Annotated in this window: 13 protein-coding genes; 1 reads left to right on the forward strand and 12 read right to left on the reverse strand. The window is 38.9% G+C overall.

The features are described 5' to 3' along the window. Positions 1-20: 20 nt before the first annotated feature. From BW142_RS16740 to dnaK, 12 genes are all read right to left on the reverse strand, one after another. Entirely contained in the window at positions 21-1,439 is a 1,419-nt protein-coding gene (locus BW142_RS16740) for a coniferyl aldehyde dehydrogenase (RefSeq protein ID WP_076925614.1), read from the reverse strand. 190 nt (positions 1,440-1,629) lie between these two features. After that, a complete protein-coding gene (locus tag BW142_RS16745; RefSeq protein WP_076925616.1) occupies positions 1,630-3,105 on the reverse strand; it encodes a DASS family sodium-coupled anion symporter in 1,476 nt (491 codons plus the stop codon). A gap of 9 nt (positions 3,106-3,114) precedes the next feature. Then, positions 3,115-4,071 carry a porin gene (locus BW142_RS16750; RefSeq protein ID WP_076925619.1) on the reverse strand — a complete coding sequence of 319 codons (957 nt, stop codon included), beginning with the start codon at positions 4,069-4,071 and terminating at the stop codon, positions 3,115-3,117. Between the two features lie 176 nt (positions 4,072-4,247). Then, positions 4,248-5,612, reverse strand: coding sequence for a sigma-54 dependent transcriptional regulator (locus BW142_RS16755; RefSeq protein WP_076925620.1), 1,365 nt, complete (start codon positions 5,610-5,612; stop codon positions 4,248-4,250). Then, the gene (locus BW142_RS16760; protein ID WP_076925746.1) at positions 5,605-7,335 is read right to left on the reverse strand and encodes a cache domain-containing protein; all 1,731 of its coding nucleotides are present in this window, start codon (positions 7,333-7,335) and stop codon (positions 5,605-5,607) included. The genes BW142_RS16755 and BW142_RS16760 overlap by 8 nt, the downstream gene beginning before the upstream one ends. Positions 7,336-7,506: 171 nt before the next feature. Further along, positions 7,507-7,770: a hypothetical protein gene (locus tag BW142_RS16765; RefSeq protein WP_024598561.1), complete on the reverse strand. Its 264-nt coding sequence runs from the start codon at positions 7,768-7,770 to the stop codon at positions 7,507-7,509. A 148-nt stretch (positions 7,771-7,918) separates the two neighbouring features. After that, positions 7,919-8,170: a hypothetical protein gene (locus BW142_RS16770; protein WP_024598562.1), complete on the reverse strand. Its 252-nt coding sequence runs from the start codon at positions 8,168-8,170 to the stop codon at positions 7,919-7,921. A gap of 143 nt (positions 8,171-8,313) precedes the next feature. Further along, complete coding sequence (locus tag BW142_RS16775) at positions 8,314-8,682, reverse strand: response regulator (protein WP_076925621.1); 369 nt, start codon at positions 8,680-8,682, stop codon at positions 8,314-8,316. Positions 8,683-8,773: 91 nt separating this feature from the next. Further along, on the reverse strand, positions 8,774-9,178 hold the full coding sequence (locus BW142_RS16780) for a DUF1761 domain-containing protein (RefSeq protein ID WP_024598564.1): 405 nt from the start codon (positions 9,176-9,178) through the stop codon (positions 8,774-8,776). Positions 9,179-9,327: 149 nt separating this feature from the next. Beyond that, entirely contained in the window at positions 9,328-9,789 is a 462-nt protein-coding gene (gene ybaK, locus BW142_RS16785) for a Cys-tRNA(Pro) deacylase (protein ID WP_076925625.1), read from the reverse strand. A 96-nt stretch (positions 9,790-9,885) separates the two neighbouring features. Further along, on the reverse strand, positions 9,886-11,046 hold the full coding sequence (gene dnaJ / locus BW142_RS16790) for a molecular chaperone DnaJ (protein WP_076925626.1): 1,161 nt from the start codon (positions 11,044-11,046) through the stop codon (positions 9,886-9,888). 202 nt (positions 11,047-11,248) lie between these two features. After that, complete coding sequence (gene dnaK / locus BW142_RS16795) at positions 11,249-13,165, reverse strand: molecular chaperone DnaK (RefSeq protein ID WP_024598567.1); 1,917 nt, start codon at positions 13,163-13,165, stop codon at positions 11,249-11,251. A 239-nt stretch (positions 13,166-13,404) separates the two neighbouring features. Here dnaK and BW142_RS16800 point away from each other — a divergent pair, with 239 nt between their 5' ends. Beyond that, complete coding sequence (locus BW142_RS16800; protein ID WP_076925628.1) at positions 13,405-14,220, forward strand: thioesterase family protein; 816 nt, start codon at positions 13,405-13,407, stop codon at positions 14,218-14,220. The last annotated feature ends 33 nt before the right edge of the window (positions 14,221-14,253 follow it).

Consider the following 14,253-nt stretch of genomic DNA (forward strand, 5'->3'; position numbering starts at 1 on the left):
TTTAGAAAATCAACACCCTATCATTTTATATAAAGCCATTTTAATAGCTTAATAATAAGTTTACTTTGTTTAAGTAACAGATTAATACGAGGATTAAACGAGCCTGATACTAAGGTGTTTTTAGCGTGGCTGAACGTTAAAAAACCTTCAATACCATGATAGTGCCCCATTCCTGAATGCCCTACACCACCAAAAGGGGCATCGTCAGCAGTTACTTGCACTAACGTATCGTTTATTGCCACAGTGCCACTGATTGTTTGCTTCATAATGTATTCTTGAGCGTGCTTATCTTGCCCTAAAATATAAAGCGCTAATGGGTGGTGATGCGCTTTAATATAATCAATTGCGCTGTCGAGCTTTTCGTAACTCATTATTGGTAATATTGGACCAAATAACTCATCTTGCATTAGGCTCATCTCGTCAGTCACTTGAGTCACTAAATGCAGCCCCATACGATGTTTTTGCTCATCTTGCTGGTTTTGCTCAAGTGGCTTAATAATGTTTGCGCCAAGCTCTTGTGCTTGCTCTAAATAGGTTGCTAAACGTTTATAGTGTGCATCGCTAATAATAGAAGTTAAGTTTTTACCTTCAACACCGTCTTTAAAATGCTTTTTATACAGCTCACACAATTGCTGAACCAGCTGATGCTCAAGCGCTTTGGGTACAAATACATAGTCGGGAGCAACGCATATTTGCCCTGCATTAGCCATTTTTCCAAACAGTATGGCTTGCGCCGCTTTTTTAATATCGGCATTTTGCGTAATAATAACTGGCGATTTACCACCGAGTTCGAGCGTTACCGGTGTTAAATTACGACTCGCCGAAGCCATTACTAATTTACCTACTGCCGTTGAGCCCGTAAATAATAAATGAGCAAATGGAAGCGATGAAAATTGCGCGGCTACATCGCTGCCGCCTTGTATTATTTTACAATGCGCTTGCATATCGTCTTTAAATATTTTTTCGATAACGACGTTTGTGTGAGGTGTAAACTCGCTTAATTTGAGCATGACTCTATTACCGGCAGCTATAGCAGTAAACACAGGTACTAACGCTAACTGAATCGGATAATTCCACGGTGCAATAATACCAACCACACCTTTGGGCTGGTAATTAACACTTACTTTTGAAGGCCACAAGCTTAAACCAACAGAGCGATTACTTGGCTTTGCCCATTTTGGGAGCTTTTTAATAATGTGTGCGAGCGTTTGCACCGTAGGTAATATATCGCCAAGTAAAGTATCGAAAGCAGTTCTATAACCAAAGTCTTTTGAAGCCGCATCCACTAGCTCTTGCTCAAGTTCAACAATACGTACACGAAGTTTTTTTAATAAAACGAGACGTTTATCAATTGGCAAGTAAGGCGTTTCGAGAAAGCTTTTTTGCAATTCATCAAATTGGGGAATTAAAGGCATTGCCTGTGATGTCTCAGTGCTCAAAATAGATTACTCAATTTTTAAAGTTACCGCAGACTATAACCTTGTTCTGTTTTTCGAGCAATAACACTAATTATCTAAAAAAGAGCTTCTTAAGCAATATAAATAAGTATAAAGAGTAGCTTTGTTTAAAACTGTAAATTTAAACAAAGCTACTCTGGTATAGGTTGGTTGGAACTAATTTAGTACAGCTTTAAAAGGCAAATACTTGAGCTGCTATAGTCATTGTCACTAACGTAATTAATACAATAGCAACAATATTTAGTATAAAGCCTGCTCTTATCATGTCGCGCATTTGAATTTGCCCTGAGCCAAATACAATGGCGTTTGGTGGTGTCGCTACTGGCATCATAAACGCGCAGCTACATGCAATAGCGGCAGGAATAACCCATACAAGTGGCGAACCTGTTATAGATTCTGCAACGGGTCCTAATAAAGGAAGAAAGCCAGCTGCAGTTGCTGTATTACTCGTGATCTCCGTTAAAAACGTAATTAATGCCACAACTACAAGTACGCTCATAACAAGTGGAATAGTACTTACACCCTCTATCATTTGGGCAATAAAATCAGCAAGGCCTGATGATTTTATTTGGGACGCTAATGTTAATCCGCCTCCAAACAAAAGTAGTACGCCCCACGGTACCTCTGATGCGTGATGCCAATCAAGAATACGCTCATTTTTACCTTTATTCGCTGGCATTACAAACAACAGCAATGCCGCAGCAATTGCAATTGTAGTATCCGAAATATTAAGACCCGTAATATCGCCTAATAAAGGTCTAAATATCCAACAAAGTGCAGCAAGTACAAATACAAACAACACGCCTTTTTCTGCACGTTGCATTATCCCAAGATTTTTTAGCTGAGTTGTAAACACCGCTTTTGTATCAATTTTCTGATCGCTTTTAACATTAGCATCTACTTTATACGCAAACTTAGTAAGCCAAACCCAGCTAATAACTAGCATGCTTAAAGACAGAGGTACACCTACAATCATCCATTGCGCAAAGCCAATTTCTATTTGATAACTGTCTGATAAGTAAGCAGCCATTAAAGCGTTAGGCGGAGTGCCGATTAAAGTAGCAATACCACCAATACTTGCACCATAAGCGATTGATAACAGTAAAGCCTTACCAAAACCTTCATTTTCAGGGTCTGATTGTTTAACTAAACTGGTAATCGAAAGTGCAATAGGCAGCATCATTACGGCTGTAGCCGTATTAGACATCCACATCGACAAAAATGCGGTAACCAACATCATAGCTAAAATTTGTAAGCTTGGTTTTTTACCTGCGTATAGCATAGTGCTAAGCGCAATACGTTTATGTAAACCCCAGCGCTCCATAGCAATGGAAATTAAAAAACCACCTAAAAATAAAAAGATTAGAGGGTGTGCATACGGTGCAGCCACACTTTTTATTGCTGCTATATCAGCTAGTGGTGATATTACCAGTGGTAGCAATGCAGTTGCCGGAATTGGTACAACTTCGCTCACCCACCACGATGCCATCCAAAATGCTAAGCCAGCAGTTTTAAATGCCGCAACCGACATACCTGTTGGCGGATCGAATAAACAGGTTAATAGCATTACTAAAGGCCCTAGTATTAAAAAAAGCCATTGAAAATGTTTTTTCTTATCGGGTTCTTGCGTCAGTATGTTGTCTGTCATGATAAGCCTCTAAAACTTATATTTAAGACCAAGCGCAACACTGTTGTCGTCTTGTTCTTCTAGATTAAGATCGGTGTATAAAAGGTAAGCTGTTGTCTGCTTATCAAATACATAGTCAAGGCCTGTGCTCCATTGCGTTGCCTCAGAAACTTGACGAAGTGTAGAGTCATCTTTAGCAAATTGAATCTTTGGTACCCACTTGTCAAGCGTATAACTTGCACTCAATACATAACCATTACCAGATTTAGTGCCATCCACTGATTCCGAATGCTGGTATAAGCCGCCTAATTGTAATTGCTTAAACTTATAAACGCCTGCAAGTCTACTTGCTGTAATATTATTAAGTGAATCAACATGACTTAGTGACACATAATACGGGGTGTTATTTAAATTACGATCGCCATAAATAATCGTAGCAGCAAAACCGGCTTCATTATCTTTATTATCGTCTTTAGGCGCGTAAGTAAACGAAAACTGTGTATTATGCCAATAGCTTGAAGTGTAGGTTATGGTGTCTCCGAGGCGATCTTGCCCTGCAATAACTTGTGCCATGTCGGCTTGAGTTTCATTAAAGTTATCAACTTTTCCTTCAGAGTATTTAAAGCGTGTATCGTTTCTTCCTACTACAACTTCACCAAACGCACCTTTTAAACCCAAGTAAGTATTACGTGCAGTAAAAGGCTCATCAGTGTCGTCTTCCTCAAACCCTTTAACTTGTACTTCGTATTTAAAAACAACGCTTAGGTATTCGTTAAGTTTGTGGTCGCCTTTAATACCAATACGCGAGAACGGCGCGTCTATTTGCGTACCCTCATCTGCGTATCGCATAGTGCCTGTATCAGTATTTGCAATTTGTACTTCAGCTTTACCATAAACGGTATAATCAACCGCTAAAACAGTATGCGAAAATGTAGCTAAGCAACTCAGTGAAGCTAGATAAATAGTAGTGTGTTTGAACCTTATCATTGTGTGTCCTAATTATTAGAATCTAATTATTGTCGACTCTAACTAAGCAAACACATTGCCAATGATGTAAATGGTATATATTTCATAATCTTGACACTAGCTGTGGTTTTTATCTATACAAGATTGTGCGGATTACCGCACATTAAAAACCAGGCCATGTCACTTTATCCACACATTTAATCGATGAACATATCGCGGTTGAGCCCATATTTACTCATTTTATCGTAAAGCGTTTTTCGGGCAATTTGTAATGCTTCCATGGTATTTTTAATACTTCCATGGTTTATCTCAAGTGCATGTTCAATTAGTGATTGTTCGTAAAATGATACTTTCTCTGACAAACTTAAATCGGGCGAAAGCTCACCCTGACCTTGTGTTTTTGTGACCGAAAACGCCAGTTCAACGCCTAATAGCACAGCACGCTCAGCTTGGTTTCTAAGTTCTCTCACATTCCCAGGCCAGTCGTAAGCTAATAAACGCTGTTGTAATTCACTGTTTAAGGGCGCTGGTGCTTTGTGATAGCGAGTAGCTGCAATTGAGCTAAAATGCTTAAACAATAAAAGTATATCTGCTTTTCGCTCTCGTAGAGGCGGTATATTTACTTTAACTAAACTGAGTCTGTAGTATAAATCTGCTCTAAATTCACCTTTTTCAACTAAAGAAAGTAAGTCTACTTTAGTCGCTGCAACAATTCTGATGTCTAAATCAATTGCTTTGTTATCGCCTACAGGTGTTACTTTTCGCTCTTCTAATACGCGTAGTAACTTAACCTGCAGCGACATTGGGGTACTTTCTATTTCATCTAAAAATACCGTACCGCCCTGAGCAAATTCAAACTTACCCTTTCGACTTTGCGTAGCACCGGTGTATGCCCCACTTGCTGCACCAAACAATTCGCTTTCTATTAATTGCTCTGGTACTGCGCCACAGTTAATAGCAACAAAATTACAGCTAGATCGATTACTTTGATCGTGTAGATAACGCGCTACCAGCTCTTTACCTGTGCCCGTTTCACCTTCAATCATTACATCGGTTGGGGTATCTATAATTGTATTTAACAAGTGCATCATGTGTTGCATTTTAGGTGTATCACCTAGTATGCGTACACCTGGGGCTGAGGTTTTCTGTACAGCCACTTTTAATGCGCGGTTCTCCATAACAAGGCTTCGTTTGTCGCACGCTCGTGCTATGCAATCAAGAAGATGTTCGTTAACCGGTTTTTCAAATAAATCATACGCACCTAGTTGCATCGCTTTAACTGCTATCGATACATCAGCGTAACCAGTTAAAAATATTACAGGGAGCTCACTATCAAAAGCCGTTATTTGCTCTAAAAGCGTTAAGCCATCCATGTTCGGCATATTTATATCGCTCAGCACAACTCCAGCAAAGCGCCTATTGAGTTTGCTAAGAGCGGTAGTTGCGTCATTAAAGCACTCAACGGTGTATCCTTCGAGGTTAAGCAGTTGCTTTAAAGAGTCTCTGATCATTGCTTCATCATCAATGACTATTATGTGATTACAAGGTAGGCTGTCAATCATCTGTATTTTCCTGCCTGTTAGAAAGGCTAATTATAAATTCAGCCCCTCCCTCTAGTCGGTTGTGTGCGCTCAAACATCCATTAAACGAATCAATTATTTGTTTTGATATGGATAAACCAAGGCCTAGACCATTACTTGATTTAGTACTGTAAAAAGGTTCAAATAAATGACTAAATGCATGTTGCTCAATACCAGAGCCTGTATCTAAAATCGACAGTTTTACACGCTCTTCAAAACACTCCAACTGAAAACTTAAGTTACGAATAATTGCGCCGTTCATAGCTTGGCTAGCATTCGTGATTAAATTAACAAGTACTTGTTCAAACTTGAGCGAATCGACCCATACAACGACTGTTTCATCAAATTGAGGTGGCTCTACTTGTACGTTATCTTGCTTTAGTTGCGCGCTAGAAATCATTAAGGCGTTATTAACAAGCCCTGCAAGCGGGTAAGGTCTGAGCTGCATTTTTGAAGGTTTACTGAAATGCTTTAGTTGACCTACAATTTGATGCACTCGATCAACTAACCCCTCAATCACCACTAAGCTTTCAGCTAATGCTGAAGTATTTCCTTTCGCTAATAAACGCTTTGCCGAAGCTAAATAAGTATTAATAGCACTGAGCGGCTGGTTTATTTCGTGGTTAATTCCTGCACTTAACTGTCCTATTGTCGCAAGCTTTGCAGATTGCACTAAGGCTGTTTGTACTTTTTCCAAAGCTTGAGTGCGCTCAAGTACTTCAAGTTCAAGGCTATGTCTGGAGTACACCAGCTTTTTATAGCCCGCAAACCGAGTTAATAAAATATAGCTAATAATAATCATCAAGCTACAGATAATAAATACCCAAAACAAACGAGACAGTTGGGCTGAATTAACTTTTGTTATATCAACGAGTACGTTCATTGTGGCATTAAAATACCGTAAAGGTCTTTGCGACATTACGTAAAGTTTTTTATCTATTTTAAAATGTTTAATACCTTCATTAGAAAATTGAAACTGCTTTATATACAAAGGTTGATGATCTAAATAAGCCCGACGAGATTTAATATCTCTGCGCATAGTTATATCAAGATCCGTGAAGCTGTTTAATCGCCACGTTTGCATATCTGACATTGCAATTACGTCATCTGCAAGCTGTAAGAAAAAGTGGCTGCCCTTTGACGTATTTAAAAGCTCTCTGTCGTCCTCAAATTTACTTACATTGACTTTTAGCACAACAACACCAATGGCTTTATTATCGCGATATACAGCCTGTGAAAAGTAGATACCACGCTCTTTAGAGCGCATACCTAGTGCAAAATACGCTACTTTTTCGCCTGCAAACGCACGTTTGAAATAAGGTCTAAATGCAAAGTTACTACCTAAAAAAGTGTAATCTGCTTGCCAATTACTACTGGCAATAACTTCGCCTTGAGTATTTAGTACAAAAATATCTGATGCACCGCTGGCTTGTTGAATATCAGCAAGGTAGTTATTAATAGCGTTATAGTGCTGTGGCTGCGCATCAACAAAGTCTATCATTAACGAGTTATAGGTAAGTAACTGTGGAATAGCAGAAAAACGAGCAAGTTCAGTATCAATATAGTTATTTAATTGCGTAACTTGGCGTTCAGCCTGGTAGGTTGCTTGCTCAACATCATGAGCTCTACCAAGCCAAAACGTAACAACTAATATAAGTACGAGTAACACAAAAATAGTAATAATTTTTTTAGAAAAGGAAAACATGGATAGCTCGCAAAAAAATAGCCAAGAAAATTTTAGGGCGCTAGTGTAACGGCTAATCTCTAGCAGAGATATAAACTTTTTGTTAACAACAGTTTTAAAGTGCTTAAAAACAAAAATCGCCGTAAACAACTATGTTTACAGCGATCTGTTTAGCATTAAATTAAAAAACAATTAATTTGTAGCTAATGCTGATCTATTTTTAACATATTTATATAAGCCAATTAACGACGCCGCAATCCAAAATATTTCGATTACAAAGCTCGCTAAATTAAAATTATAACAAAGACTAATTAATAGTAAAATTGCCCCTGTTAAATTCATCATATTATACGTCAAGCTAGCTGGAGATGTTTTACCTAGCTGCAGTAAAAAAAATGAACCAACTACTAAAAAAGTACCTGTCATACCTATGATGTCAAATAAGAGTGCTATCACGAAACTATCCTTTATCCATTTTTAAATAACCCAATAAACTGGCCCGATCCATGGGGAGGGTATTTTTTCATTCATTGAAACAGCAAACCGGGCGATTCTATCAATATGGTAAATTCTAACAAGGCCATATGTCCGTATGGAGAAAGCTTTATTTAAACGTTACTTTTCCGCCGATGATTTTATAGGCTGGTGCACCACGAATAATAGCCTCTCGGGCAAATGGACGGCTACAGTTAGGGCAAATACATGGCTCACTTGTAAAGTCTTGACTAATACGCTCTTTAAAACACTTAACTAATGCTCCCTTCCCTCCTTTTCGATATTTAAATAAGGAAGCTTTACAGGCTGAGCAAAAAATATCGACCGTTTTAGTTGGGCCTTTTTTATTAGGTTTTGCCATTAGGTTCTGCTGTATTATATGAAGAGTTATTGACTATGATATCAGTTTCGATAGGTAAAGGTGACAACTGGGTTTTAGAATTTTTGTGCAGTATGTTCGTTCAAGCTAGCTCATAATAAATTATTGATTATGAGAAATATAACCTAATCCCTAAAAAAGAAGCTGTTTAATTGAGATGATAATACATTCATATTAAAAGGTTTAATTATAAACCCCGATACTTTAGCTGCGATAACTTGCTTAACTTTATCCGTACTGTCTTCACAAGTAACCATTAAAACGGGAATATCAGTGAGTGCTTTATCTTTTCGAATATTAGTGAGTAAATCAACGCCATCCATTTTTGGCATATGAAGATCTGTAATAACCAAATCGAAATGCTGGTGGCGTAATAAAGCCAAAGCTTGCAATCCATCAGTTGCTTCAACGATATTGCTATACTCTAGTTTTCTCAGCATATTAATTAATACATGTCGCATAAGCGGCATATCATCAACAACTAATATTTTCATTAGTACGTTTACCAAGTCATGTAAATTGGATTATATAAAACTACTCTACTCGAAGATAAGGAGCAAATTTGGTTTTACTAATTATTTGAACTTACGGCCATATTCCTAAAATGAGCCCCATTAACGAAAACTGTAAAACATGATAACCCCCGTTAATTAAGAAAAGCTTTAAAGGACGTTGCTCAAATATATAACTTAATCCTAATGAACTACTGATCCAAAAAAAGCCGATCACAAAGCCTGCCCCTATACTTTCACCTACGCTTGCGTCCTTACCTAAAAAAAGAGACAGCATTAAAGCCGCTATAAAAACTAAAAAAAAGCTGCCACCAAATATCAACTTAGGGTTAGCCGATTGTAAGTCCAGATCAGTTAAGCCACTACTTTCTAGCCAAGCATTTTTAAAGAAAGCTTTTGAGTACCATATGCCGCCAAGCATAAAAGAAGACAGCGCAGCCACTAGTATCGCAAAATAATTAACATCTAAAAGGTTCATACAAACAGCCGTATACAAAATGTGTGATACCGTTTGGATAAAATATTAACGGTATAAAGATACTCCCAATGTAGTTATAAATAAGGTATTGAGCAAATTGCTTAACTTGAATTAATTGTTTGTATAGAAGGTAATTATTAAAATATAGTTTATAAATCGCCAAATTTTGCATTGGTTAATAAGGCTAAATCAGTTGGTGAGAGTGCTATTTCTAAGCCTCGTTTTCCGGCGCTTACAAAAATAGTATCAAAGAGTAAAGCACTGCTATGAATAAACGTAGCTAGACGCTTTTTTTGTCCAAGCGGACTTACCCCTCCTAAAATATAACCGGTACTAACTTGTACTTTTTGTGGGGCAGCCATAACTACTTTTTTAGCACCACATAATTTGGCTAACTGCTTTAAGTTAACTTGTTGGGATACAGGCGTTACGGCAACAATCAGTTGCCCTTCATGTGTTTCAAGTACTAAGGTTTTAAAGACTTTGTCACTATTGAGGTTAAGTTTTTCAACAGCCTCAGACCCATAATGGTTATTATTCTTATCATGCTCATAACTGAGTACTTCAAAGGGGATTTTTTGCTTTTTAAGTAGATCTATTGCTGGAGTCATGCTGTTTCATCTTTTTTTTCACAGTAACAAAAATTAAGTTTAAAGCAAAAAAAACGACGCTAAAAGCGTCGTTTTTTTGTTCATAATAATTTAAATTTATTTAGTTAAATCATCAAAAAACTTTTTAACACCATCAAAAAAGCCTTGCTCTTTAGGACGGTTTTTCGAGCTATCTGTGCCCATGCTTTCATCTAACTCTTGAAGTAGTTCTCGTTGACGCTCGTTAAGATTAACTGGCGTTTCGATTACCACTTTACAAATTAGATCGCCTTGTGCACCACTGCGAACAGACTTAACACCTTTGCCACGCATACGGAACATTTTGCCCGTTTGAGTTTCAGAAGGTATTTTAAGCTTTGCTCGACCATCAAGTGTTGGCACCTGAATTTCGCCACCAAGGCCTGCTGTAGTAAAGCTAATTGGTACTTCACAGTATAAATTGTTCGCTTCACGTACAAATATTTCATGCTCGCGAACCGATACTTGCACGTACAAGTCGCCCGATGGCGCGCCATGCATTCCGGCTTCGCCTTCACCCGTTAAACGGATACGGTCGCCTGTATCAACGCCAGCTGGAATTTTAACTGAAAGCGTTTTAGTTTTTTCTACGCGGCCTTGTCCATGACAACTGTTACAAGGATCTGAAATAATCTGACCTTGTCCCTGACATGTAGGACACGTTTGCTGTACAGCAAAGAAACCCTGGCGCATTTGTACTTGGCCAGCACCATGACAAGTAGTACATGTTTTAGGTTTAGAACCCGCTTTAGCACCACTGCCATCACACGGCTCACAGCCAACCCATGTAGGTACTTTAATTTCAACTTCTTTACCACGAACAGCTTCTTCTAAGCTTAAGTCCATGTTGTAACGCAAATCAGATCCACGTTGTTGACGAGATTGACGTCGACCACCGCCGCCACCAAAAATATCGCCAAATACGTCGCCAAATACATCACCAAAGTCGCCATGTCCGCCACCAAAGTCGCCATGTCCGCCACCAAAACCACCGTGACCGCCACCGCCGCCTTGTTCAAACGCTGCGTGACCATGTTGGTCATACATTTGACGTTTTTGACCGTCAGTTAAAATTTCGTAAGCTTCTTTAACTTCTTTAAACTTAGTTTCAAGCTCTTTATCACCTGCGGTACGGTCTGGATGATATTTCATCGCTAAGCGTTTATACGCTTTTTTTATGTCTCGCTCACTCGCATCTTTGCTTACGCCGAGGACTTCGTAATAATCGCGTTTTGACATATCTATCACACTACTCTTTTCTGTTTGCAGCGTGAGCTGCTGGATAAACCGATAAATCGCATCGATTTATCATTGAATTTTTAAACCTTAAATACATGCAAAAGGCGCGACAAGCTATTGCTCGCGCGCCTCAATTATTCATCCTAACCTAAACACCTAACTGAGTTAAGTACTTTTGGTCAGCGAGAAGCGTTAGCAACAATTACTTGTCGTCTTTCACTTCTTCGAACTCTGCATCAACAACGTCGTCGTCTTGCTTAGTTGACTGTTGTTGCTCGCCTGCATCTGCTGAACCTTGCTGAGCTTTCGCTTGAGCAATTTCCATTAGTTTTTGAGACTTTTCAGCAAGAGCTTGAGTTTTAGCTTCAATCTCTTCTTTATTGTCGCTCTTAATTGCAGCTTCTAAATCTACAACAGCAGCTTCAATCGCTTCTTTGTCTTCGCTTGGTAATGCATCGCCAGCTTCTTCAATTTGCTTGCGAGTACCGTGAACTAGAGCATCAGCTTGGTTACGAGCAGCTACAAGTTCTTCAAACTTTTTATCGTCTTCAGCATGTGCTTCTGCGTCACGAACCATTTTTTCAACTTCTTCATCGCTTAAGCCTGAAGATGCTTGAATTGTAATTTTTTGCTCTTTACCTGTATCTTTATCTTTCGCAGATACATGTAAGATACCATCGGCGTCAACATCGAATGTTACTTCGATTTGCGGTGTACCACGTTGCGCTGGACGAATACCTTCTAGGTTAAATTGGCCTAGTGATTTATTGTCGCTTGAACGTTTACGCTCACCTTGTAACACGTGAATTGTTACAGCAGATTGGTTATCTTCAGCTGTTGAGAATGTTTGCGATTTCTTAGTAGGAATCGTCGTGTTTTTCTCAATTAATGCAGTCATTACTGAACCCATTGTCTCAATACCTAGAGATAATGGAGAAACATCTAGTAATAGTACATCTTTAACATCACCAGCAAGTACACCACCTTGAATCGCTGCGCCTACTGCAACTGCTTCATCAGGGTTAACGTCTTTACGTGGCTCTTTGCCAAAGAAATCAGCAACAGTTTTTTGTACTAAAGGCATACGTGTTTGGCCACCAACAAGAATAATGTCGTTGATGTCGCTTACTGATAAATCAGCATCAGCAAGTGCACGTTTTAATGGCTCTAGAGACTTCATTACTAAATCTTCAACTAGTGACTCAAGCTTAGCACGTGTTAGTTTCACGTTCATGTGCTTAGGACCAGATGCATCAGCAGTTACATACGGAAGATTTACTTCTGTAGACTGTGCAGATGAAAGTTCGATTTTTGCTTTTTCTGCAGCTTCTTTAACACGTTGCATTGCAAGAGGATCAGTTTTTAAGTCTAAACCTTGATCTTTCTTGAATTCAGCTACTAGGTAGTTGATTACGCGGTTATCGAAATCTTCACCACCTAAGTGCGTGTCGCCGTTTGTAGCTAGTACTTCAAAAGTGTGCTCGCCTTCAACTTCATCAATTTCAATGATTGATAAATCGAAAGTACCGCCACCTAAGTCATATACTGCAACTACGTTTTCGCCACGGTTTTTATCCATACCGTAAGCAAGTGCCGCAGCAGTTGGCTCATTGATAATACGTTTAACTTCAAGACCCGCAATACGACCAGCATCTTTAGTTGCTTGGCGTTGTGAATCGTTAAAGTATGCAGGTACTGTGATTACGGCTTCAGTTACTTCTTCACCTAAGAAGTCTTCAGCTGTTTTCTTCATTTTTTTCAGTACTTCAGCAGAAATTTGTGGTGCAGCGCGTTTTTCGCCACCCGCTTCTACCCATGCATCGCCGTTATCAGCTTTAATAATTTTGAACGGCATGATGCCGATATCACGTTGAACTTCTTCGTCTTCAAAACGACGACCAATTAAACGCTTAATTGCAAATAATGTATTTGTCGGGTTAGTAACCGCTTGACGTTTAGCAGATTGACCTACTAAAGTTTCTCCGTCTTGCGTATAAGCAATAATAGACGGGGTTGTGCGATCGCCTTCCGCGTTTTCAATAACACGTGCTTTGCCACCATCAAGTACTGCAACACAAGAGTTTGTAGTACCTAAATCTATTCCAATAATTTTACCCATGAAATCTCTCCAACTTCAATATTCGTTAAACGTTCGATGACTAGTAAATAGGGTTGCTCCAAACTTATTTCAACTGTAAAAATGAAAAAAAATTCATTTTTTGTGATTTATTTACAAAATAACCCTAATAATTGTAAGGAATGGTGATTTTTACACCGCCAGGGACGCTTTTAATTACTGGTCTGACTAGTGGCGTTGTGTTATAAATTTATTAAATCGCACTATAAAAGGACATCTTCATGCATTTTGAGCAACTACTTCAACAAGCGGAAAAAATTGGTCAAACCGAAAATACAGAACAATTAAATAATACAATGCAATTTCCAGAAAACTGGTGCCAAGGCAGAACTGCTTTTGGTGGGCTTTCAGCCGCACTGCTGTATCAAGCAATCAGAGGTAAGGTAACGAATGATCGTCGCTTACTTTCGCTTAGTACTAATTTTGTAGGACCATTACTTGCCGATACTCCTTTTTCTTTGTCCGTTGAAATATTGCGCCAAGGTAAAAGCAGTACACAGGTACTCGCCAAAGCAATTCAAAATGAACAAGTGTGCGTAATTGTACAAGCGTGTTTTGCTAAAAGTAGAGAATCGGGTATTAATGTGCCTGTTTCAAAATCTTTGGGTTTAAAGCCGGTAGACGAGCGCCATACACTACCTTTTATAAAAGGTCAGATGCCTGAATTTTTCCAACATGTTGATTTATGCCCGCAGCAAGGCGCGATGCCATTTAGTAGTGCAGAAACGTCTCACCTGGGTGGCTGGATGCGCTTTAAGCAAATCCCAGAACAAATAACTGAGGCTCATGTTATTGCATTGACAGATGCTTGGCCGCCAACACTTTTACAAATGTTTAAACAACCCGCTCCTGCAAGTAGTATGTCGTGGTATTTAGAATTTGTGCAAGAGCCAAACTTAACACCTGGAGAATGGCTTGGCTTTGAAGCAATTACTCATCATTCTAAAGATGGCTACGGTTTAGAAGATGGCTGTATATGGTCGCAGTCGGGTGAACTCATTGCGCTTACACGCCAAACAGTGGCTTTATTTGACTAGAAGTACTAAAGCCAAACAAAATTAATATGTTTG

The organism is Pseudoalteromonas sp. EB27, from assembly GCF_001974875.1.
Taxonomy (GTDB): domain Bacteria; phylum Pseudomonadota; class Gammaproteobacteria; order Enterobacterales; family Alteromonadaceae; genus Pseudoalteromonas.